The 22,172-nt window shown below is 69.9% G+C and carries 19 protein-coding genes and 5 pseudogenes; 14 read left to right on the top strand and 10 right to left on the bottom strand.

Annotated features, from left to right (window positions below; genetic code table 11):
• Positions 1-42 precede the first annotated feature (42 nt).
• Positions 43-1,374 carry a nicotinate phosphoribosyltransferase gene (locus AB8998_RS19185; protein ID WP_369739314.1) on the bottom strand — a complete coding sequence of 444 codons (1,332 nt, stop codon included), beginning with the start codon at positions 1,372-1,374 and terminating at the stop codon, positions 43-45.
• Positions 1,371-3,210, bottom strand: a pseudogene (locus AB8998_RS19180) (AMP-dependent synthetase/ligase). Before AB8998_RS19180 ends, AB8998_RS19185 begins: the two are co-directional and overlap by 4 nt.
• A 229-nt stretch (positions 3,211-3,439) precedes the next feature.
• Here AB8998_RS19180 and AB8998_RS19175 point away from each other — a divergent pair.
• From AB8998_RS19175 to AB8998_RS19165, 3 genes are all read left to right on the top strand, one after another.
• Entirely contained in the window at positions 3,440-4,477 is a 1,038-nt protein-coding gene (locus AB8998_RS19175) for a GNAT family N-acetyltransferase (RefSeq protein WP_369739313.1), read from the top strand.
• Between the two features lie 86 nt (positions 4,478-4,563).
• Positions 4,564-5,046, top strand: a complete 483-nt coding sequence (locus tag AB8998_RS19170; protein WP_369739312.1) for a flavodoxin family protein — start codon at positions 4,564-4,566, stop codon at positions 5,044-5,046.
• A 3-nt stretch (positions 5,047-5,049) separates the two neighbouring features.
• Positions 5,050-8,289: an AMP-binding protein gene (locus AB8998_RS19165; protein WP_369739311.1), complete on the top strand. Its 3,240-nt coding sequence runs from the start codon at positions 5,050-5,052 to the stop codon at positions 8,287-8,289.
• Positions 8,290-8,574: 285 nt separating this feature from the next.
• Here the strand turns inward: AB8998_RS19165 and AB8998_RS19160 are convergent, their stop codons facing one another.
• The gene (locus tag AB8998_RS19160; RefSeq protein ID WP_369739310.1) at positions 8,575-8,835 is read right to left on the bottom strand and encodes a hypothetical protein; all 261 of its coding nucleotides are present in this window, start codon (positions 8,833-8,835) and stop codon (positions 8,575-8,577) included.
• 250 nt (positions 8,836-9,085) lie between these two features.
• Here AB8998_RS19160 and AB8998_RS19155 point away from each other — a divergent pair, with 250 nt between their 5' ends.
• The 3 genes and pseudogenes from AB8998_RS19155 to AB8998_RS19145 all read left to right on the top strand — a co-directional run bounded on the left by AB8998_RS19155 (position 9,086) and on the right by AB8998_RS19145 (position 12,664).
• Complete coding sequence (locus AB8998_RS19155; protein WP_369739309.1) at positions 9,086-10,270, top strand: alpha/beta hydrolase family protein; 1,185 nt, start codon at positions 9,086-9,088, stop codon at positions 10,268-10,270.
• Between the two features lie 46 nt (positions 10,271-10,316).
• Positions 10,317-11,244, top strand: a pseudogene (locus tag AB8998_RS19150) (IS5 family transposase).
• A gap of 16 nt (positions 11,245-11,260) precedes the next feature.
• Positions 11,261-12,664, top strand: a complete 1,404-nt coding sequence (locus tag AB8998_RS19145) for a wax ester/triacylglycerol synthase family O-acyltransferase (RefSeq protein ID WP_369739308.1) — start codon at positions 11,261-11,263, stop codon at positions 12,662-12,664.
• A 133-nt stretch (positions 12,665-12,797) separates the two neighbouring features.
• Here the strand turns inward: AB8998_RS19145 and AB8998_RS19140 are convergent.
• From AB8998_RS19140 to AB8998_RS19125, 4 genes and pseudogenes are all read right to left on the bottom strand, one after another.
• Positions 12,798-12,842: pseudogene (locus AB8998_RS19140) on the bottom strand (hypothetical protein); the annotation flags it as partial.
• A 76-nt stretch (positions 12,843-12,918) separates the two neighbouring features.
• Positions 12,919-13,146: pseudogene (locus tag AB8998_RS19135) on the bottom strand (WS/DGAT domain-containing protein); the annotation flags it as partial.
• Positions 13,147-13,234: 88 nt separating this feature from the next.
• Positions 13,235-13,588, bottom strand: coding sequence for a wax ester/triacylglycerol synthase domain-containing protein (locus AB8998_RS19130; protein ID WP_369739307.1), 354 nt, complete (start codon positions 13,586-13,588; stop codon positions 13,235-13,237).
• A gap of 71 nt (positions 13,589-13,659) precedes the next feature.
• Entirely contained in the window at positions 13,660-13,938 is a 279-nt protein-coding gene (locus AB8998_RS19125) for a hypothetical protein (RefSeq protein ID WP_369739306.1), read from the bottom strand.
• A 206-nt stretch (positions 13,939-14,144) separates the two neighbouring features.
• Here AB8998_RS19125 and AB8998_RS19120 point away from each other — a divergent pair, with 206 nt between their 5' ends.
• Positions 14,145-14,822, top strand: coding sequence for an SRPBCC family protein (locus AB8998_RS19120; protein WP_369739305.1), 678 nt, complete (start codon positions 14,145-14,147; stop codon positions 14,820-14,822).
• 62 nt (positions 14,823-14,884) lie between these two features.
• On the opposite strand, the gene AB8998_RS19115 is transcribed toward AB8998_RS19120, so the two are convergent.
• Positions 14,885-15,316, bottom strand: coding sequence for an Hsp20/alpha crystallin family protein (locus AB8998_RS19115; RefSeq protein WP_369739304.1), 432 nt, complete (start codon positions 15,314-15,316; stop codon positions 14,885-14,887).
• A gap of 135 nt (positions 15,317-15,451) precedes the next feature.
• On the opposite strand from AB8998_RS19115, the pseudogene AB8998_RS19110 reads away from it, so the two are divergent.
• From AB8998_RS19110 to AB8998_RS19095, 4 genes and pseudogenes are all read left to right on the top strand, one after another.
• Positions 15,452-15,950, top strand: a pseudogene (locus AB8998_RS19110) (ATP cone domain-containing protein); the annotation flags it as partial.
• Between the two features lie 309 nt (positions 15,951-16,259).
• Positions 16,260-17,453, top strand: a complete 1,194-nt coding sequence (locus tag AB8998_RS19105; protein ID WP_369739303.1) for a site-2 protease family protein — start codon at positions 16,260-16,262, stop codon at positions 17,451-17,453.
• A 10-nt stretch (positions 17,454-17,463) separates the two neighbouring features.
• Complete coding sequence (locus tag AB8998_RS19100; RefSeq protein ID WP_369739302.1) at positions 17,464-18,258, top strand: universal stress protein; 795 nt, start codon at positions 17,464-17,466, stop codon at positions 18,256-18,258.
• A gap of 466 nt (positions 18,259-18,724) precedes the next feature.
• Positions 18,725-19,003 carry a hypothetical protein gene (locus tag AB8998_RS19095; RefSeq protein WP_369739301.1) on the top strand — a complete coding sequence of 93 codons (279 nt, stop codon included), beginning with the start codon at positions 18,725-18,727 and terminating at the stop codon, positions 19,001-19,003.
• A 26-nt stretch (positions 19,004-19,029) separates the two neighbouring features.
• Here AB8998_RS19095 and AB8998_RS19090 read toward each other — a convergent pair whose 3' ends face one another.
• Positions 19,030-19,890, bottom strand: coding sequence for a universal stress protein (locus AB8998_RS19090; protein ID WP_369741655.1), 861 nt, complete (start codon positions 19,888-19,890; stop codon positions 19,030-19,032).
• Between the two features lie 260 nt (positions 19,891-20,150).
• Between AB8998_RS19090 and AB8998_RS19085 the strand changes: the two genes are divergently transcribed.
• Genes AB8998_RS19085 through AB8998_RS19075 form a run of 3 tightly spaced genes read left to right on the top strand, consistent with a single transcriptional unit; the run spans position 20,151 to position 21,642 of the window.
• Positions 20,151-20,831 (top strand): helix-turn-helix transcriptional regulator, encoded by a 681-nt coding sequence (locus AB8998_RS19085; RefSeq protein ID WP_369739300.1) that lies wholly within the window; start codon positions 20,151-20,153, stop codon positions 20,829-20,831.
• Positions 20,828-21,253, top strand: a complete 426-nt coding sequence (locus AB8998_RS19080) for a hypothetical protein (RefSeq protein ID WP_369739299.1) — start codon at positions 20,828-20,830, stop codon at positions 21,251-21,253. Before AB8998_RS19085 ends, AB8998_RS19080 begins: the two co-directional genes overlap by 4 nt.
• A gap of 38 nt (positions 21,254-21,291) precedes the next feature.
• Positions 21,292-21,642 carry a cupin domain-containing protein gene (locus tag AB8998_RS19075; RefSeq protein ID WP_369739298.1) on the top strand — a complete coding sequence of 117 codons (351 nt, stop codon included), beginning with the start codon at positions 21,292-21,294 and terminating at the stop codon, positions 21,640-21,642.
• Between the two features lie 7 nt (positions 21,643-21,649).
• On the opposite strand, the gene AB8998_RS19070 is transcribed toward AB8998_RS19075, so the two are convergent.
• Positions 21,650-22,150 (bottom strand): DUF1990 family protein, encoded by a 501-nt coding sequence (locus AB8998_RS19070; RefSeq protein ID WP_369739297.1) that lies wholly within the window; start codon positions 22,148-22,150, stop codon positions 21,650-21,652.
• Positions 22,151-22,172 lie beyond the last annotated feature (22 nt).

Here is a 22,172-nt window from a genome sequence, read left to right as displayed (position 1 = left end):
CGGGCACGCGAGGGTCGTTAGCCCCCAGATTCGGGCCTAAGGTCATCGCGCCTGCCGGGCGTGCCGCAACGCGTCGAGTTCGCCGGTGATGCTCGGGCTGACCTGCACGGGGTAGGTCCGCTCGCCGGCGTCCAGGGCGCGCAGCGCGGGCGGCAGCCGGTCGATCTGCCGACGCGCCCGCTCACGCGACTCCGCCAGGCCCGAATCGTGGCGCGGCATGCGCCGGCCGTCCTTCATGACGGGCACCAGCAGCGGTTCGCCGCCGAAGTCTTCGCCGGGCCGGGCGATGGTATCGCCGGCGAACACGCCGTCCGCCAGCCGCCGCAGCACCTGTTTGCGGCCCGGGTAGATCACCTTGCCGCTGGAGAACTTGGTCCGCCCGGTGCCGTCGTACTCCACCAGTTTGTATGCCATGTCGAGGGCGGGCGCATCCTGGGAAACAACGACTTTGGTGCCGACGGCGAACGCGTCGATCGGGGATCCGTCGGCCACGAGCGCGGCGATGCGGTACTCGTCGAGACCCGACGAGGCGAAGATCTCGATGTGGTTCAGTCCCGCGGCGTCGAGCTTCGCGCGGGCGGCCTTCGCTAGGGCGCCCAGGTCCCCGGAGTCGAGGCGGATCGCCGCCACGTCGACACCCGCGCCACGGCGGGTCAGCTCGATGACGCGATCGACGCCGCGCAGCGTGTCGAAGGTGTCGACGAGCAACGTGGTGCCGGGGTAGATCCGGGCGAACGCGTCGAACGCGTCGAGTTCGCTGTCGAAAGCCTGCACGAAGCTGTGCGCCATCGTGCCGAACGCGGGAATCCCGTACTCGCGGGCAGCGAGCAGGTTCGAGGTGCCCGCCAGGCCGGCGAGGTAGCCGGCCCGCGCGACTTTGAGCGCCGCGTCGGTGCCGTGTGCGCGCCGCGCCCCGAAGTCCACCACCGTGCGGCCGCGCGCGGCGTCGACCACGCGGGCGGCCTTGCTGGCCAGCACGCTCTGCAGGTGAATCTGGTTCACCACGAACGTCTCGGCGAGCTGGGCCTCAAGGATCGGCGCGATCACCTGCACGATCGGCTCGTGGGGAAAGACCACCGTGCCCTCCGGCACCGCCCACACGTCGCCGGTGAACCGCACGGTGGCGAGCGCCCGCAGGAACTCGTCGGTGAACAAGCCCAGTCCGCGCAGGTAGTCGATGTCGGCCCGGGTGAAGTGCAGTGTCTCCAAATGCTCGAGCACGTCGGGCAATCCGGCGGCCATGACGTAGGACCGGGTCTCGGGAAGCTTGCGGAAGAACGTCTCGAACACCGCCGTTCCCGACATGCCCCGGGCCAGGTAGGCCTGCGCCATCGTGACCTCGTAGAGGTCGGTGAACAGGGCCCCGGGGGTCATTGCTCGTAGAGCGCCGACAGCCGGTCCGCGAACTTCTCGATCACGGCCTTACGGCGTAGCTTCAGGCTCGGTGTCAGGTCACCGGACTCGACCGAGAGCTCGTGGTCGGCGATCGTGAACTTCTTGATCTGCTCCCAGCGGTTCAACTCCAGGTTGAGCGCGTCGATGTATCCCGCGATCAGCTCCCGCGTCCTCTCGTCGTGCGCGATCTCGGCAAAAGGCTTGCCCGCCAAGCCGTTCTTGGCGGCCCAGTCCGCGATCGCCTCGCCGTCGAGGCTGACCAGCCCCACGCAGTACGGCTTGCCCTCCCCGTACACGAGCAGCTCGCTGGCATACGGGCACAGGCCCTTGAACTTCGCGTCGATCGCCGACGGCGCAACGTATTTGCCTTGCGAGGTCTTGAACATGTCCTTTTTGCGGTCGGTGATCCGCAGGAACCCGTCGGCGTCGATCTCCCCGACGTCACCGGTGTGGAACCAGCCGTCGGCGTCGAGCGCTTCGGCGGTGGCGTCCGGCAGGTCGTGGTAGGCGGTCATCAGCCCCGGCCCCCGCAGCAGGATCTCGCCGTCGTCGGCGATCCTCACCTCGGTGGCCGGGAATGGCCAGCCGACCGTCCCGAACCGGTAGGCGTGGGGGCGGTTGATGAACGAGGCGGCCGCGGTCTCGGTCAGCCCGTAGCCCTCGAGCACCACGATCCCGACGGCGTCGAACCACCGCGCGACGTCGCGGTCCAGGGCGGCGGCCGCCGAGACGAAGAACCGCAACCGGCCGCCGAAGCGCTGCCGGATGGTGTCCAGCACCAGGCGGTCGGCGACCTTGTAGGCCAGCGAGGACACCAGCGACGGCTTTCTGCCGGCCTGCCGGGCCTCGGACACGTTCCTGCCGACCGCGATCGCCCAGTCGAACATCTTTTTCGTGAGCAGTCCCCGCTCGGCGACCATTCCCTCGATGCGGGCGTGGGCCTTTTCGAAGATGCGCGGTGCCGCGCCCATGATGGTCGGCCGCAGGTCCGCGAGGTTGTCGACGATCCTCTCGACCCGGCCGTCGATCGCCGTGGGGAAACCGATCTGCAGCGGCAACGCCAGCATCACCTTGCCGAACGCATGGGCCAGCGGCAGCCACAGGAAGTTCAGGTCGTCGGGCCCGAGGATGTTCAGCGCGTCGATGGCCGCGGCGGTGTAGGTCCACGCCCCGTGGGTCAGCCGCACCCCTTTGGGCCGCCCGGTGGTACCGGACGTGTAGATCAGGCTGGCGAGCTGGGCCGGGCCGATCGCCGCGACCCGTTCCCGGATGGCGTCGGGGGAGTCGGCGAGCAATTGCTTGCCCAGCTGCTCCAGTTCGGCCAGGCTGATCACCCAGTCGCCGTCACCGTTGCCGTCGATGAGCACCACCTTGCTCACGTCGGGCAGTTCGGCGCGGCGCTCGAGCAGCTTGTCGAGCTGGCCCTGGTCCTCGGCGACGACGACGCGGCTGCCCGAATTGGCGACGATGTAGGCGACGTCGGCGGCGTTCGTCGTCGGATACACCGTGGTGGTCGCCGCGCCCGCGCACATCACGGCGAAGTCGACGAGCACCCACTCGTAGCGCGGACGACGCGAGCGCCACCCGGTCCTCCGGGGCGATCCCCAGCGCGATCAGCCCGCCCGCGATGTTGGCGACGCGCTCACCGACCTGCTGCCAGGTGACGCTGTCCCAGCTGTGGTCCTGTGGGTACCGAAAGGCTTCCGCTTGCGGTGTGGCGGCGACGCGGTCGAGAAACATCCGCGCCACCGAGGGCGCGCGATTTTCGATCTTGGTGAAGTCCGGCCTCTCCATCGAGGCGAGTGGTGTTGTCATTTCGCTAATCCATTGGTGCCGTGCCGAATGCCGCGGGTTGGGTTATCGGTAACCCCGATCCTGCGGTGATCCCGGCCGCGGGGATAGAGACGAAAGTCACCCGATCGCCGCCGGCGAACCGCCGGCCGGGCAGGGCCTTTTGTCACCGCGCCCATCGGCTAATTGCCCCGGCGCCGGGCGCGCCGCTCGCGTAGCGTACAGCCCGTGACCAAGTACCCGGGTCGGTGACATGACGCGCCGCGGCAGCCGATCACGGCCGGCGGTGGCCGCCGAGCGGGCTCCCGCGAGCGCCGTGTGCGCCGAGGAGTTGGCCGCGCTGGACGTCTTCGCCGGCATTCCGGCGGAAGACCTCGCTGTTCTGGCTGCCGACCTGATGCCGCTACGCGCGGTCCCCGGCGAGGTCTTGATGCGGCAGGGCGAGCGGGCGACGTCCTTTGCGATCATCACCTCGGGCCGCGTCGCGATCAGCCACCTCGGCCCCCGAGGCCAGGTTGCCGAAACCGAGCTCGCTCCGGGAACGGTCGTTGGCGAAATCGCCCTGCTGCGAGAACAACCCAGAACGGCGACGGTGACGGCGATGGACAATGTCTTCGGGTACACCGGATACGCCGGCGCCTTCGACCGCATGCTGGCCATGCCGGTCGTCGCCGAGCGGATGGTCCGCACCGCACGGCAGCGGCTGGCCGCCTACATCACTCCGATTCCGGTGTCGACCAACGACGGTGCCGCGCTGCTGCTGCGTCCGGTCCTGCCCGGCGACGCCGAGCGTTTCAAGAGCGACGGTTGCTTCTCGCGGCAGACCCTCTACCGCCGCTACCAGGGTGGCACTCCGACCGACGCCCGGCTGGCCTACCTGTTCGAGGTCGACTACCTCGACCACTTCGTCTGGGTTGTCACCGACGGGCCGCAGGGGCCGGCCGTCGCCGACGCGCGCTTCATCCGCGACGAGGACGACCACGGCTCGGCCGAGGTCGCGCTCACCGTGGCCGACGCCTACCAGGGCCGCGGCGTCGGCACGCTGCTGTTGGGGGCGCTGGCGCTAGCCGCACGCATCGACGGGATCGAGCGGTTCCACGCCCGCGTTTTCTCGGACAACCCGCCCGCCCGCGCGCTGGGCGACAAGGTGAACGCTCGCTGGCAGCACGAGGAGCCCGGGGTGGTCACGACGACGGGGGAGATCCCCGCCGATGCCGACGTGCCCCTCGACCCCGACATGTGCCGGCGGATCCGGCGCGTGGCCCGCCAGGTGATCCACGCGGTCGACTAGTACTGCAGCCGTGGCGACCAATGCCCCGGCGTCAAGGTGCCTTTGCGCCCTTTCCGGATCGTGCCGCTGCGGCGCAGAGTGTGGCGATGAAGTCGCTCATCGTCTGCGTCTCGAAATCGCACGGCAACACCCGGCGGGTCGCCGACCGGATGGCCGAGGTGCTCGGCGCCGAGATCGTCGAGCCGGAGTCGGCCGACCCCGCGAAGTTCGGCGACTACGACCTCGTCGGGTTCGGGTCCGGCATCTACTACATGGCCCCCGACGCGCGGCTACGCAACCTGATACGTCGCCTCCCACACGTCGATGGTGTCCGCGCGTTCACCTTCTTCACCAGCGGCGCGCGCGAGATCCCGCTGCTGGGGTATTCGAAGACGCTGCGAAAGCCGCTCGCCGCGAAGGGCTTCGAGGTGCTCGATTCGTTCTCCTGCCGCGGGTTCGACACGGTGGGGCCGTTCGGGCTCGTCGGCGGCATCAACAGGGGACGGCCGGACGAGCGCGACCTCGACCGGGCCGCGGAGTTCGCGGAGCGTCTGCACAAACGAGTCGCGGGCTCCCCGACCGCCTCTTGACCGATGACGGCCGACGGGCGCGCCGCTCCGGTCCTGGCCCTGGTACGCGGCCTGGTCACCGAGGTCCATCCGCATGCCGTGCCGCCGACGGTCACCCTGGACAGCACGTTCGAGAACCTGGGCATCGGCAGCCTCGAGCTCGCCGAGCTGTTGCTGCGCATCCAGGACACGTTCGGGGTGGCCCTGCCGGAGCACCTGTTGGCCGACGCCGACACTCCGCGCGACCTCGTCGCCGCGATCGGGCGTGGCCGGCCCGTGGCGGGCCGCGCCGGGGCGGGGGAGGGTGAGGCTCCATCGAAAGGCCTGGCGTCCTTGCCGGCCGCCGCCGAGGGCGGCCTGCCGCCGGCGGGGGCGTCGACCCTCAACGACGCGCTCGACTGGCATGCCGGCGCCACACCGGACCGGCTGCACCTGCGCATCCTCGACGATCCGGGTGGCCCGCTGGACGTCACCTATGCCGCGCTGCGCCGCGACGCCGCCGCGCTGGCCGCGGGGCTGATCGCCCGCGACGTCATGCCGGGGGACACGGTGGCCATCATGCTGCCCACCGGCCGGGCGTATTTCACCACCTTCGCCGGTGTGGTCCTCGCCGGTGCCGTCCCGGTCCCGGTCTACCCCCCGGCCCGGCCCTCCCAGCTCGCGGACCACCTGCGCCGCACGACCGGCATCCTCGCGAACGCCCGGGCAGCGATCCTGGTCACCCTGCCGGAGGCCGTCACCCTCGGCCACCTGCTGCGCGCCAACGTCGACAGCATGCGCCATGTGGTCGTTCCCGAAACACTCACGGGCGCAAGCCAAGACACCCTGCCACGACCGCGAACCGACGACCTGGCGCTGGTGCAGTACACCTCGGGCAGCACCGGGCAGCCCAAGGGCGTCGCGCTGACGCACCGGAACCTGCTCGCCAACATCCGGGCCATGGGCCAGGCCGCGGGCGCGACCACGTCGGACAGGTTCGTCAGTTGGCTGCCGCTCTACCACGACATGGGGCTGATCGGCGCCTGGCTCGGCTGCATGTACTTCGGTGTCCCGCTGGTGATGATGAGCCCGCAGTCGTTTCTGATCCGCCCCTCTCGCTGGCTGTGGGCCATCCACGCCAACCGGGCGACCATGTCGGCCGGCCCCAATTTCGCCTACGAACTGTGCCTGAACAAGATCCGCGACGAGGAGATCCAGGGATTGGACCCGAGCTCGTGGCGGCTGGCCTACAACGGTGCCGAGCCGGTGAGTCCGGTGACGATCAAGCGGTTCGGAGACCGGTTCGCCCCCTACGGGTTTCTTCGGGAGGCGATGACGCCGGTGTACGGGCTGGCCGAGTCCTCGGTGGGTCTGGCGTTCCCGCCGCTGGGCAGGGGCCCGCTGATCGACCGGATCCGCCGCGACGCGTTCGTGCGGTCCGGGCGGGCCGAGCCCGCCAGGCCCGGCGAGCGGGACCGCCGATTCGTCGCCTGCGGTCAACCGCTGCCGGGTCACGAGATCCGCGTCGTCGACGCCGCGGGCAACGAGCTGGGCGACCGCCGCGAGGGGCGCATCGAGTTTCGCGGGCCGTCCGCGACGGCGGGCTACTTTCACAACGCGGCGGCGACGCATGCCTTGTTCCACGGCAACTGGCTCGACACCGGCGATTTGGGATACACCGCCGGCGCCGACGTCTACGTCACCGGACGGGTCAAGGACGTGATCATCCGGGCGGGCCGCAACCTGCACCCGACCGAACTCGAGGAAGCCGTCGGCAACCTCGACGGTGTCGGGAAGGGATGCGTGGCGGTGTTCGCCTCACCCGACCCCGCGGGGGGACCGGAACGGCTCGTCGTGATGGCCGAGACCCGGGCCGCCGACGAGGCCGCCCGCGCCGCGCTGCGCGCGCAAATCCAGTCCACAACCGTCGATCTGCTCGGCGTGGCCGCCGACGACGTGGTGCTGGCGCCACCGCGCACGGTGCTGAAGACCTCCAGCGGCAAGATCCGGCGGGCGGCCAGCCAGGCGGTCTACCGCACCGGCAGGATCGGCGCCCGGCCGCATGCGGTGTGGTGGGAGCTGGCCCGGCTGCGTCTCCGCGGCGCGGCACCGTCGCTGCGCCGGGCGCGGAACGCGGCGGCGGCCCTGGCCTTCGCCGCCTACGCGTGGGTCGTCTACACGCTGCTCGGCCTGGCGGTCGCGGTGTCGGTGCTGCTGCTGCCTCGACCGCGCTGGCGCTGGTGGGTGGCCCGGACATCGGTGCGGATGCTGGCCCGCCTCACCCGGACGCCGGTCACCACGCAGGGACTCGACCACCTCCCGGCGGGGGTCTGCATCGCGGTCGTCAACCACCTCAGCTGGATCGACGGTCTGGTGCTGGCTTCGGTGCTGCCGCGGGCGTTCCGCTTCGTGGCGGCCGAAGCGCTCGAGCATCAGGGGCTCAACGGGTTCGTGCTCCGGCGGCTGGGCCATCAGTTCGTCGAACGCCACGTGCGCGAACGCAGCCTGGCCGACGCCGACCGGCTGGCGGTCCTGGTGCGGGCCGGGCACTCGCTCGTCGTCTTCCCCGAAGGCCGGCTGGCCCGGGCGCCCGGGTTGCGGCCTTTCCACATGGGCGCTTTCGTGGTGGCCGCCGAAACCGGGGTGCCCGTCGTCCCGATGGCGATCCGCGGCACCCGAGCGATTCTGCGCCCGGAGCACCACTTTCCGCGGCGGGGAGCCGTCGGCGAGCCGATCCAGGCGGGGGGCTCGGACTGGCCCGCGGCCGTCGGTCTGCAGCGGGCCGCGCGCGCCGCCGTCCTGCAGATGTCAGGCGAGCCGGACGTCGAACGACGTTGCGCCCGAGGTGCTAAGAGCGCGAATCCCGATAGGCGCGCACCGCCTCGGCGGGTTCCACCAGGGCTGCGCGGACGCCTTGCCTGCGCTTGTTGCGGCACGCCGCCGCACGCAGCGCGACTATCGCCGCAATCACCTGGCAACCGACGGACTGCTGGTATTCCCGCAGGTACTGGACCCGGCGCGGGTCGTCCTCCGCCAAGTGGTGGGTCAGCGGATGCGGCGTGTTCCACACCGCGTTCTGCGCAGCCTCCCCGACGGCGATCTCGAAGTCGTTCCGGGTCATTGTCAGCTTGGACGAATGGATTCCCGGTGGATTCGGCAAGAAACTCATCGGCTTGCCCTTTCCTGAATCGAACAGGACATTCCCCCCGAAGAGATCAACCACGCCACGCAGAACATCCGCTCGTGTGGGTGCATTGCTTCACTCTACCGGTGAGTAAACTGTAGCCACGTTGCGCGCAAAAAGCTGGCATTTGCGGCCAGGAAAAATTGTGTGGCGAAACTCGTTACCGTACCGTAGTTTTGCCCGGCCGATCGATTTCGTTCGCGATGACGTGAAAACGGCGATGTTAGCTGAAGGCGGCTGGCGCGAACCGCCGGATAACGCGGGCCTGGCACACGGCCCGAAACGGGGCGATGACCGGCAGTCGATCGGCGGTCGGCCCTCGATGCGGCGGCAGCCGGTGGCCGGGCGGTGCCGACCCTGCCACCGGCCGCCGAACAGGAGGACTGCTACTTGTTCATCGCCTCGCCGGCGCTGTGCACCACGCTGCGGATGAACTCGATCCGCGCGGTGCCCAGCTCCTCGGCCAGGTTCAGGGCGGCGTCGATGACGGTCTTGCGCCGCGACTGCTCGGGCAGCACCGGGCTGATCTGGTCCACGAACCTGCGGACCGCGTCGATGGCCTGCTTGCGGCCGGCCTCGAGCGATTCCAGCACGTCGTCGGAAACCTCGGCCCAGCGCGGTTCGGACTTCTCCGGGGTCTGTGTCATGTCGAACTCCTCAACGGTCCAATACTCCTGGCTGCCGGCGCCGTTGCCGCAGCGGACTTCGGCTTTGCTGCCGACGGCTCCGACGCTACGACCGCCGGCTGGCTGGCACGAGTGACAAAAGTCCTCTGGCAGGCGTGGCTCGTCGCACGTCGCCGTCGCGGGCTACTTGTGGCAGGCAGGGACTTTCGCGGCTGCAGGCGGGACGTAAGACCCTAACCGGGCCTCCGGAGGTGCCGTTAGTTTTGCCGCCATGGCTCTACCCGGCTCCGTCGCACCGCTCACGCACACGGGCATGTATCTGGCCCAGTCGTGGCGCGACTTCTTTGGTCCGGCCTCCGACGAGCTGCCGATCGCGCGCCCCACGCCAGCCCTGACCGCGCAGGCGTTTCGGGACGAGATCGTGCTGATGGGCCTGCGGGCCCGCCGCCCGGTCAGCAAACCGCAGGTTTTCGAGCGCATCACCGGCGAGGTGGCCGCGGGGCTGGAGTTCTACGGTGCCAAGGGGTGGTTGGAGAAGCCGAAGGGCTTCTTCGCCAAACCACCTCCACTGTCCGACGTCACGGTGCGAAAGGTCAAGGACCGCAGGAGATCCTTCTATCGCCTCTATTTCGACAGCGGATACGCACCGCGGGCCGGCGAACCGGGTGCGCAGCGCTGGGCGGGGTACACGGCGAACGACCGCGAGTACGCGCTGCTGCTGCGCCACCCCGAACCCCGGCCCTGGCTGGTGTGCGTGCACGGCACCGAGATGGGCCGCGCCCCACTCGATCTGGCCCTGTTCCGATCCTGGAAACTGCACGACGAGCTCGGCCTGAACGTCGTGATGCCCGTCCTTCCGATGCACGGTCCCCGGGCGCGCGGCCTGCCGAAGGGCGCGATCTTCCCAGGGGAGGACGTGCTCGACAACGTGCACGCGACGGCGCAGGCGGTCTCCGACATCCGCCGGCTTTTGTCCTGGATCCGGATGCAGGAGCCCGACTCGCCGATCGGGCTGAACAGCCTCTCGCTCGGCGGCTACATCGCGTCGCTGGTCGCCAGCCTCGAAAAGGGGCTCACCTGCGCGATTCTGGGGGTCCCTGTGGCCAATCTGGTCGAGGTGCTGGGGCGCCACTCCGGCTTGAGAAAGGATGATCCGCGCTGCCGCACCATGGAGATGGCCGCCCCCATCGGCCGGATGACCTCACCCCTGTCGCTCACTCCGCTGGTGCCCAAGCCGGGCCGGTTCATCTACGCGGGAGTCGCCGACCGGGTCGTGCATCCCCGCGAGCAGGTGATCCGGCTGTGGGAACACTGGGGCAAGCCCGAAATCGTCTGGTACCCGGGCGGTCACACCGGATTCTTCCGTTCGCGTCCGGTGCAGCGGTTCGTCTGGGACGCGCTGCGGCAGTCGGGGCTGCTGGACGGTCCGTCGACGCGGCGCCGACGCCCCGCCTAGGGCGTGTCTCCCAATTTTTCGACTGTTGACCAGCCAGGATTGGCTGGTGACGCGGATTGGTGTGATTTCTGACGAGTTCTGGGCGGTGGTTGAGCCGTTGATGCCTTCGCATGAGGGCAAGCGGGGCCGGAGGTTTGGTGATCACCGGTTGATTTTGGAGGGGATTGCCTGGCGGTTTCGCACGGGATGCCCGTGGCGGGACCTGCCCGCTGATTTCGGGCCATGGAAAACGGTGTGGAAGCGTCATCACCGATGGTCGCTGGATGGCACCTATGACGTGATGTTTGCTCAGGTGGCGCACGCCTTCGGGTTCGACGCCGAGATGGCCGGCGATATCGAGAAGCTGTTGTCGGTGGATTCGACGAACGTACGGGCGCATCAACATTCGGCGGGTGCCCGGTCGGACACGCTGGCAAAAGGGGGCCCTGTCGAATTACAAGAAATCCGCCGATGAACCCGACGACCATGCAATTGGGCGTTCGCGAGGCGGGCTGACCACCAAGATCCACACCCTGACCGATCAGCGCGAAGCTGTTGTCGCGGTCCGGTTGACCGCTGGCCAGGCCGGCGACAATCCGCAGTTGCTGCCTTTGCTCGACGACTACGACCACGCCTGCGCTGAGCACGGTGTGACCGGTGGCGACTTCCGATTGCTCGCCGACAAGGCGTATTCACACCCGAGCACGCGCACCGAATTACGTTCCCGAAGAATCAAGCACACGATTCCCGAACGCAAAGACCAGATCGCCCGGCGCAAGGCCAAGGGATCGGCCGGGGGTCGCCCACCGGCGTTCGACGCCGAGCTCTACGGTCTGCGCAACACCGTCGAACGAGGCTACAACCGGCTCAAGCAATGGCGCGGTATCGCGACCCGCTACGACAAATACGCCCTGACCTACCTCGGCGGTGTCCTATTGGCCTGCGCCGTAATCCATTCCCGCGTCGGAAACAACCAATTGGGAGACACGCCCTAGCCGCCGGGCCCGACGAATGACTCCACTCGATCCACTGGCCGCGGCGATGATGACCGCCGAGGTGGTGTCCAACCCGATGCACGCAGGTGTCGTGCTGATCCTGTCACCCCCGGCCGAAGCCGGCCCCGGCTACGTCGACGGGCTGCATCGCGAGGGTCTGGCCATGAACCACCCGGTCGATCCGAGGCTTCGCCGATACCCGCACCGCGGCGTGGACACCGGTGGCCTGTGGGTGTGGCGCGCCGTCGAGGTCATCGACATGGGCCGGCATCTGCAGCGCCGCACCGTTTCCGGTGGCTGCGACGAGTTCTGGCGGCTGATCGGCGAACTGCACGCCGAACGCCTCGATCGGTCCGGACCGATGTGGATGTCCTACCTGATCGACGGCCTCCCCGGGGGGCGGTTCGCGTTCTACATCAAGGTGCATCACGCCGTGATCGACGGCGTGGCCGGCCTCCAGATGATCGCCGACGCGCTGAGTGCCGACGCGCAACGCCGGTCGATGCCGCACTTCTACGCGGATCGCCGTCCCGAAACCCCGCCGCGCCCGGGGCCCGGACTGCTGCCTCGCGTGACCGCACCGGTTCGGTCGTTGGTCGGCGCGGCTGCGTCGGGGGCCGCGCTGATCGGCGGCGTGCTCGGCGGCGAACTGTCGGCCGTGTTCGACAGCCTGGTCGGACACACCACCGTGCTACCCTTCGGGGCGCCCTACACCCGCTTCAACGGCCGCCTCGGCCCGCAGCGCGCCGTCTCCGCGGCCACCTGGCCCAGGGATCGGATCCGGGCGGTCCAGCAGGCGGCGGGGGTGACGGGTAACGACGTGGTGACCGCCCTGGTGGCCGGGGCAGTGCGCCGCTGGCTGGGTGACCGCGGCGAACTGCCGGGGCGCTCGCTGGTGGCGGCCTGCCCGATCACGGTGCGCGACCATGGCGGTGCTGCGGCAGATGACCGGCACGGCAACAGGTTCGGCCTCTGGCCGTGTCCGCTGGGGACCGACGTCGAGGACCCGGTGGCACGCCTGGCGTTGATCAGCCGGTCGATGGCGGAGGGGAAGCGCTGGGTGGCCAAGCGCGGCGCGGCCGCGTCGCTGCTGACGACGGCGGGCAGCATCGCCGCCACGGTGGTCCCGCCGCTGTTGCCGCTCACCCAGAAGCTTCGCACCGGATTCAACCTGCCCATCTCGCACGTTCCCGGACCTGAGTGCGAAATGTATTGGAACGGAGCACATGTCGAGGATATTTACCCGGTCTCGACGGTTTTCGACGGGTTGGGGCTCAACGTGACGACGTGCTCGTACGCCGGGCGGATCGGGTTCGGTTACGCAGCCGGCCGCGACGTGGTCCCCGACGTCGAGGCGTTGATCCCGATGACCGAAGGGTCGCTGGCCGAACTCGAATCCGGCCTGGGTGTGGGCGCCTGACCCCTGTCTGGTTGGCGACGCGGTGGCTTTGCCTGGTGCCCGCCGGCTTCCGCGAGAGGGCGCGGGTGACCAGGCGCGCGACCCCGAGTTCGATGCCGCTGGCGAGCTCGTCGACGTCGGGGACGGCGTCGTAGTCGGCGGTGATGCCGAACGCCAGTTCGTCGACGTAGCTGAGCATGCTGATGACGGTGCATCGAGATCGGCGGCACCGGCAGCAGCTGCTCGACCGGGTGACCCAGCACCTGGAGCCGCTGGCGCGGGCCCGGCACGTTTGTTGCCGGCGTGACGATGCTGCACTGCGGCAGCCGCGTCAGCAGCCGAACCATCCACGCGCTGACCACGAAGGGGACGTAATCGGTCAATGCCACAAAGGCATTCGCCGCCTCGCGCTCACCGCCGCCCTTGATCCTGTCCAGCCGGGTGTGCGCCAGCTGCAACCGTGTGAGCGGGTCTTGCTGCTCGACCGGCAACGAGGGCAACATCGCCGATACCCGGATGTCGGTGCGGTTCATCGCATCCGGAGTGCGCACCGAAACCGGGATCAGCGTGCGCAGCGAGTTGCGCCTCGGCTTATTGCCGCGCCGCAGCAGCGTGGTGCGAAAAGCTGTCGGTGATCGCCGCGAGCGCCACGTCGTTGAGGGTCACGCCGAACGTGTGGCACACCGTCTCGACGTCCTTGAGCGACACGCGGGCCGCGCTGTAGCGCCGCATGCCCGCCAGCGAGCCGTGCAGCGAGGATCCCGCCGCCGGGGTGAGCAGGCCGGTGACGAATTGTGCTGCGCCCAGGGCGGTGTGGGTGAGCGCATTGTCGTCGACCCATTCCGGCGCCGCGAGCTCGAACGGGTGCTTGTGCACCCGCTGCCGGAAGCGTGGGACGTCGCGGATCCGTTCGGCCAGCGTCGCGGCCAGCGTTAGCTGTTCCATTGCCGGTCATCTTCGATCCACGAATGATCGGCATCACTATCCGTCGCGCGGGGCGCGGGTCGATAGTGCCGTTAGTCCCCAAGCGGTGCGGCCGGCCTCTCCGACGGCTTCGCGACGCGGCGCGCCGGCGCGCCGACGCCCACGTGGGTCATGATGTGGTCCAGGACCAGATCGGACAGATCGCCGTCGTCGGCGACCCGGGCCAGGCCGCGCCGCCGCAGGAACGTATCGAGGCGTCGATCGGGCGACCAGTCGGCGTAGACGGGGCCGGCATATCGCGAGCCCAGGAATTCGCAAGCGAGGTCGTCTAAGTCGGAATCGGTAAACATCAGCGGCGGGTGGACACCCATGGTCGCCTGCTCCTTTGTTCAGCCGCGACCGCCCCTGCCCGGTCACGTCAGACGCGGGCCATTGTTCCACCGCGGGGCCGTCGGCGGAAGGGCCCAAAGTCCTCTGTCCCGCCGCGTGCGGGAAGGCCATCCGCGGGACGAATCGGCGCGCCCGCGAGGACCATCGACCCTGTCGGATCGCGAGGCCCGCCGCGCAGACTCGATTCATGGCCCCCACGACGAAACGAATCGCCCAGGCGGCGACGCTCACCGGTTTGCTGTATGCGGCGCGCCGCTACTACCGGAACTGGGGTGCCACCAAGGCTGAGTGTCAGATGTCGCTGCCGGGCGACACCCTGGTCGGCGATCCGGCCATCCAGACCACCGAGGCGCTCTACATCGATGCGCCGACCTCCGCGGTGTGGCCCTGGCTGTTGCAGATGGGCCAGGACCGGGGCGGTTTCTACGGTTGTGGGGGGGTCAAAGACCTGCTGGGCCTTCAGCATCAGGACGCCGACCGCATCCATCCCGAGTGGCGGCAACGTGCCGTCGGGGATGTCGTGCGCCTGGCCCCCGCCGGCTGGATGGGGCTGCCGGACGGGGTGGCGCTGACCGTTTCCGAGATTGTGCCGGAGAAGTATCTGGTGCTGCATGCCGCCCGGCCGGAGCTGCGGTGGAACGTCGTGTGGTCGTTCCACCTGCAGCCACACTGGGAGGACCGCGTCCGGCTGCTTACCCGCGCCAGGATCTCGCTGCGCCACCCGGGCGAGGTGTTCGCCATGGAGCTGGTCCGGCCGCTGATCGCGCTGACCACGCGGGGCTTGTTGCTGGGCATCAAGCACCGCGTGGAACGACTGCCCGCGCCCGGACCGGTGCGGTCGCGCAGCGCTGCCGAGAACAATTGAGGCACAGACGGTTTTGAGTGACGGGGTCCGGATGCCGCGGTCCGGGCCCCGTCCGGATCTGGCTATTTGGTCGCGATCTTGACGTGCTTTTCGGCGGGTGCCGGCTTCGGGACCGCCACGGAGACGCTCAGGATGCCCTTGTCGTAGGTCGCCTTGATGTCGTCCTCGTCGGCGCCGGCCGGCAGCGACACGGTGCGGACGAACGAGCCGTAGGAGAATTCCGACCGGCCGTCGAATTCCTTCTTCTCACTGCGTTCGGCTTTGATGGTGAGTTGGCCGTCGCGGACGGTGATGTCGACGTCCTTGGCCGGGTCGACGCCGGGAATCTCTGCACGGACCTCGTAGCGGCCGTCCTTCATCTCGTCTTCCAGCCGCATCAGCCGGGTGTCGAACATCGGGCGGATCCCGGCGAACGACGGGAATCCCGCCAGCAGGTCGGAGATCTCGGGGAACAGCGTATGCGGCTTCTGCGCCGCGGGAAGGGTACCGGTCATCATGTGCTCCTAGTGTGTGTTCCGGTGACACGACGTCTCCGATCCGACCACGGCACCGGGCGGCACGGTAGGGACCGAAGTCCTCATTGGGCGTCGGTTCGGCGAATTCCGGTCGAACGCGGGGATGCGCGGGTGATGACCAGAACGCCGCGGGCCACCGGGTGGCCGGCGAGTGTGCGACGGCGCGACGGGCGTCCGGCGCCCATCGATCCGTCACGCATCGAGATGGCGGTCGCCCGCGCCGCGCGCGGTGCCCGGATCGGTCGTCGACGCGCTGTCGCGGCGGCCCCGCGGCGCCGTCCCCACCGTCGAGGAGATCCATAACCTGGTCGAGGGGCAACTGGTGGCCGCGGGCCGGAATGACGTTGCCCGCAAGTACATCCCCTAGCGTCGGCACCGCGCCGAGGTGCGCGCCGCCAAGGCGCTGATCGGGGTGCGTGACGAGCTGAAGCCGACCGTGGCCGCGGTGACCGTGCTGGGCGAACGCTATCTGCTCCGGGATGAGCGCGACAGGACGGCCGAATCCACGGGCGAGATGATGGACCGGACCGCCACGTGCGTCGCGGCGGCCGAGGACGACCACCGGCGTGGCACCTCGGCGCGATGGGCGGAACGGTTCTCGGCGGCGCTGCGGACCGGCTCGTCGAGGTCAGGCAATTGGCCGTGCGGTTCCTCGACGCCGCGGTGTCCAAAACGGTCAACTTTCCGGCCGACGCGACCGTCGACGTCCGGGCCATCTATAGGGCCTACTGTCGGCCGCTGCCGGCTTCAGCGGCGCCTGCATCGGCCACACCTGCCAATTCTGAGCTTTGCGGTGCCGATTGGCCGCCCCGGCGAGGTCAAACGACCCTAGTAGCGGCAACGGCGCGGTCCTAACTTCGATACGGGACGGATGCATACACGGGCCGAAGCGGCCACCCGACAGGGGTTTTGGAGGTTCGAGATGGGAGATGCGATCCCGCTGGGGCGAATCGCCGGTTTTGCGGTGAAAGTCCACTGGAGCGTCCTGGTCATCCTGTGGCTGTTCACCTGGAGCCTGGCAAGCACGTTGCCCGGCACCGTCAAAGGGTATTCGCCGGCCGGCTACTGGTTGGCCGGCGCGTGCGGTGCCCTGGTGCTGCTGGCCTCGTTGCTGGCCCACGAGCTCGCACACGCCGTCGTCGCCCGCCGCGCGGGTGTGTCCGTGGGCGGGGTGACGCTGTGGCTGTTCGGCGGTGTGACGACGCTCGGCGGTGAGGCCAAGACCCCCAAAGCGGCCTTCAGGATCGCCATCGCCGGCCCGGCCACCAGCCTGGCGCTGGCGGCGATCTTCGGCGGGCTCGTCGCGGCGCTGCGGGCCATGCACGCCGCCCCCGTCGCGGTGGGCGTGGCGTCCTGGCTGGCGATGATCAACCTGGTGCTGGGCCTATTCAACCTGTTGCCGGGCGCCCCGCTGGACGGCGGCCGGGTGCTGCGCGCCTACCTGTGGCGCCGCCACGGCGACATCGTGCGCGCCGGGATCGGCGCCGCACACGCCGGACGGGTGCTGGCATACGTCCTCATCGCGTTGGGTCTGGCCGAATTCGTGACGGGCAGCCTCGTCGGCGGTGTCTGGCTGGCGTTCATCGGTTGGTTCATCTTCGCCGCCAGCCGCGAGGAGGAGACCCGCATCTCGACCCAGCAGCTGTTCGCCGGGGTGCGCGTGGCCGACGCGATGACGGCCCGTCCGCACAGCGCGCCCGGATGGATCAGCGTGGACGACTTCATCCAGGGTTACGTGCTGGGCGATCGCCATTCGGCGTATCCGGTCGCCGGGCGCGACGGCGCGATCGTGGGGCTGGTGACCTTGGCACAGCTGCGCGGCCTCCCACCCGCCCGGCGCGCCACCACGAGCGTGAGCGACATCGCACTACCCTTGCACGCGGTGCCGACCGCGACACCGCAGGAGCCGCTGAGCGCCCTGCTCGAACGGATGGCGGCGGCCGGTCCGCGCAGCCGGGCCCTGGTCGTCGACGGTGGTCAGGTGGTCGGGATCGTCACCCCCAGCGACATCACCCGCCTGCTCGACGTCTACCGGCTCGCCCAAGCCGAGCAGATTCGCGCCCTCGAGCGCGGGAACGCCGAAAACTATTCCGGCGCAGGAAGTGCCGGGTTCTGAGGAGCCGGCCATGAAACCGATCGTCGTGGGCATCGACGGCTCGCACGCGGGGATCGCGGCCGCGCTCTGGGCGGTCGACGAAGCCATCGGCCGCGGCACGTCGCTGCGACTCGTCTCGGTGATCAAGCTGAGGCACCCGTCCCCGGGCGACTACGCCCGCGACCTCGAGCACGCCGAAAAGGCGCTGCGCGAGGCGCGATCAGCGCTCGAGGCCGCCGGAAAACCCGTCGGCATCGAAACCGACATCCCGCGCGGCCCGGCCGGCCCGATGCTCGTGGAGGCGTCGCGCGACGCCGGGATGGTGTGCGTCGGCTCCGTCGGGATCGGGCGCTACGCCAGCGCGATCCTGGGCTCGGCGGCGGCCGCGCTCGCCGAGAAGGCGCACTGCCCGGTCGCTGTGCTGCGCACCGGCGCCGAGCAGCCGCCGCCCGACATCGACTGGGTGGTGGTCCGCATGACCGACGAACCCGGCAACGACGCCGTCGTCGAATGGGCCGCGTGGGAGGCGAGGCTGCGGCGGTCGCCCATGCTCGTCCTGGGCGGCCGGCCCGAGGAGCTCACCGAACACGCCGACGGTGCGTTCGAGGACCGGGTGCGGGACTGGCGACAACGCCACCCCGAGGTGCGCGTCTACCCGGTCACCACCAGGGACGCCATCGCCGACTTCCTGGGCGCGAACGACGAGCGGGTACAGCTCGCGGTCATCAGCGGACCCGAGGCCGCACAGCTGGCACGGCTGATCGGCCCGCACGGACATCCCCTGTTCCGCCACCCCGAGTGCTCGGTGCTCGTCGTCCGCGCGTAGCCGGGCAGGTGACATTTGGCACTTCTGGGCCCGACCCCGGGACGGGATGATCACCGGAGCCGCGGCGCGATCTGACAGGGAGGGTGGCTGACGGTGGACGGTGACCGCACGTCTCGGATCTGGACGTCGATCGCGATGCTCGCGCGCCGCGAGGGGACCGCCATGACGGACCGACGAGTGCCTGGCGTGCGTGGAGGCGGTCGGCGTGAGCGGTGCGCGCCTGCTGCTGGCCGGGGAAGTGAGGTCGCTGGAACCGTGTACGTCACGGATGCGCGTGCCGGGAGATCGAGGAACCCAGGAACAGCTGGTGGACGCCCTGGTCCACGCCGACGCTGGTACGGCTGCGCGCATACTCCTACGCGCACCAGCAGCGGCTCACCGAGGTCGCGGGTCCCGTGGTGGAACGACGACTGCGATTCTCGGACGCCGCGGAACCCGCCACGGACAGCGGCGGCAGGCCACAGGGATGAGTGAGCCGCAGCTTGCTATCACGGAAAGCTCTGCCCAACTGTCTGATACGCTCGTCGACGACTTCGACCTGGTCGAGTTCCTGCACTCGGTGACCGTGCACGCGCAACGAGCCCTCGGCGTCGAGGCGGTCGGACTGCTGCTGGCCGACAACCACGGCGGACGCAACGTCGTCGCCGCATCCGGCGAGCGGGCGCGGGGTGCTCGAGCTGTTCCAGTTTCAGCACGCCGAGGGATGCGCCGCGACCCCGCCGCCGCCGACGTGGTGGTGAGGTGAAGCCGTTTGCGGCCAAGCCTGTTCGGCTAACGGACGACCATTACCGGGACCCGCGCCAGCTGGGCGACGGTCTCGCCGACCGAACCCACCAGCAGCCCGGCGAACCCGCCCCGGCCCCGGCTGCCGACCACCACCAGCTGCGCCTGTTCGGCCTCCTGGACGAGCCGTCGCGCCGGCTGGGCCTCCACCACGACGCGGCGCACGTGCACGTCCGGATACCGTTCCTGCCAACCCGCCAACCGCTCGGCCAGCACCTCCTCGGCCACGGACTGCGTTGCGGGCCAATCGATTCCGGGCCATTCCGAGACGTCCAGGTCACTCCATGCATGCAGCGCGGTCAGGCCGACGTGCCGGCGCGACGCCTCGTCGAACGCGATCGCGGTCGCCGACTCGGACGCGGGCGAGCCGTCGATGCCGACCAGCACCGGCGCCCCGGCCGGTTGCGGCCTCGACGGATCCTCCTCGTGGACGATCACGACCGGGCAGTGCGCGTGGCGAAGCAGCGCGGAGCTGACCGAACCGAGCAGCCGGCCGGGCCAGCGGCCGCTGCCCTGCGCGCCCGCGACCATCAGCCCCGCGTGTTCGGACAGGTCGATCAACGCCGGAAGTGCTCCGGACGTCAGGATCTCGGTGTGGATGGCGGGGGGACCGCCGTGTTCGGTCGCCCCTTCGACCACCTCGAGCGCCCCGTCGACCAGTCGGCGACCGTGATCCTGCTGCCAGCGCATCACCCCGGCGGGCATCGGCGTTCTCAGCCAGGTCGACATCTCGGGCGACACCGCATGCACGAGCGTGAGCGGCGCCTTGCGCAACTCCGCGTCGCGCGCGGCCCACTGCACCGCCACCCTGGCGGCGGGCGAGTCGTCGATGCCGACGACGATCCCCATCGGCCCGGTAGATCCCGTCGGTACGTGCTGCGATGACATGGCCCGTCCTCTGTGCCTCGATGGCTGATCGGCGATCCGTCTCGGCCCGGCCGAGGTTGGCCGTGCCGCTGACTCACGACCGTATTGAGCCGCCCACGGCTCGGTCAGAGGCGTTTGTCACCATCCCGGCGGGCGCAGGTCCCGCGGGTCCGGTCTTTCTACGAACGGTATTGTTGAAAACCCGGCACGCGCGGTGCGCGGGCCGGCAGTTCTGAAGGAACATGATGGTCGAGGTCACGTCAGTTCGGGAATCGGTCGGGCGCCGCCGCAGGGTGCTGCAGGTGTTGCGGGCGTCGCCCGAGCCGATGAGCATCGCCGCGATCGCCGAGGTGCTGCGCGTGCATCCCAACACCGTCCGGTTCCACCTCGACATACTCCTGGGCGACGGCCAGGTCGAGCGGGTCGAGCCGGGCCGCAAGGGACCCGGGCGGCCGGCGCTGATGTTCCGGGCGGTCCGGCAGATGGACCGCGGGGGAGCGCGGCACTACCGGATGCTCGCCGAGATCCTGGCGGAAGCGCTTGCCTCCGAGCGGGATCCGCGCGCCAAGGCCCTGCGCGCCGGCCGCGCCTGGGCGCGGAAGACCCAGTCCGCCGCGCAACCGCCCGGTGGGGCGGCCCTCGGCGCCGAAGAAGCCGTCGACCGGCTGGTCGACCTGCTCGACGATCTCGGCTTCGCCCCCGAGCGCCGGACGATCGACGGCCGGGAGCAGGTCGGCCTGCGGCACTGCCCCTTCCTGGAGATCGCCGAGAACGGGACCGGCATCGTCTGTCCCGCTCATCTCGGCGTGATGCAGGGCGTCCTGGCGGCCTGGGAGGCGCCGGTCTCGGTGGTCAGCCTCGACGCGTTCGTCCAGCCGGACCTGTGCGTGGCGCACCTAACGGCACGGGCGGACGCCCGATGAGCGGCGCGCCGGCTGTCGCCGTCGCGGTCACCTTCGTCTGGCTGGGCATGGTGTCGGCCATCTCGTTTCTGGAAGCGCCGCTGAAGTTCCGCGCGCCCGGCGTCACGCTGCCGCTCGGCCTGGGCATCGGTCGCCTGGTCTTCCGCGTGCTCAACGCCGTGGAGATCGCCTTCGTCGTCGTCGTCGTGGCGGTCCTGACCACCGCCCCGATGCCGGCGCGGGCCGCCGTGGCGCTCGGTGCGGCCGTTGCCGCGCTGCTGGTCCAGGTGCTGGCGGTGCGTCCCGCGCTGACCCGTCGGTCCGACCGGGTGCTCGCCGGCCTGGACGCACCGCGCTCCCGCGCCCACCACGTCTACATCGGTTTGGAGGTGGTCAAGACGATTGCATTGGTCGTAGCGGGGATATCCCTACTAGCCGGCTGACCGTTCGACAAACCACCCCCAACCAAGGGACTCGATCTATGGAATCCATCTCTTTGACCAGCCTGGCCGCCGAAAAGCTGGCCGAGGCCAAGAAGTCGCACAGCGGGCGCGCCGCGCACACCGTGCACGGCGGGCACAGCCACGAACTCCGCCAGACCCTGCTGGCCCTGCTCGCCGACCACGACCTGTCCGAGCACGACGGGCCCGCGCAGGCGACGCTGCAGGTGCTGCAGGGACACGTGCGGTTGACGGCCGGGGATGACGCCTGGGAGGGCAGGTCCGGGGACTACGTCGAGATTCCGCGGGAGCGGCACGCCCTGCACGCGGTCGAGGACTCGGTGGTCCTGCTGACCGTGCTGAAAACCCTTCCGTCGGCTGCCCCCTCGTAGGCGGGCGTCACACCGCGCGCAGGTAGCGCCTGGCGATGAGGCGCTGGCCCAACGACACCACCGGCCGGCCCGCCCTGCTCCACCAGGTCGCCGGCCGGGAGAACGACGACACCTCCGCGAACACCGCGGAGGTGGCAGGGTCGTGGCGCACGACGAAGCACTCCTCGCCGGACTCCGGGTGACCCGGCAGCGTGCCGTAGCCGAATCCGCGGATGTCGGGTTCGTCGACGACGTACACCACGCGGCACGGAGCGGGCAGGAAACCCAGCCGCACCACCACGATCGCGTCCAGGACCACGGTCTCCGAGCTCGCCTGCACCCGCAGGCCCGACCCGCGCTGCATCCCCCAGTGCATGACGGCGTCGGCGGCCTGCTCGAATCGTTGCCGCCCGCTGCCGATCCGGGCCTCCACGTGGAGGTGGCCGTACCCGGCGGGCCGCTGGCCGGCGGCCGTCGCGCCCACCTCCGGGTACGTCAGCGGAAGTTCCTCCAGGGCGCGTAGGTCCACCCGCCCAGCTTGCCACGGCAAG

It is taken from the genome of Mycobacterium sp. HUMS_12744610, from assembly GCF_041206865.1.
Lineage (GTDB): Bacteria > Actinomycetota > Actinomycetes > Mycobacteriales > Mycobacteriaceae > Mycobacterium > Mycobacterium servetii.
Note: the sequence above shows the minus strand (reverse complement) of the source record. Positions and strands in the feature narration are given on the sequence as shown.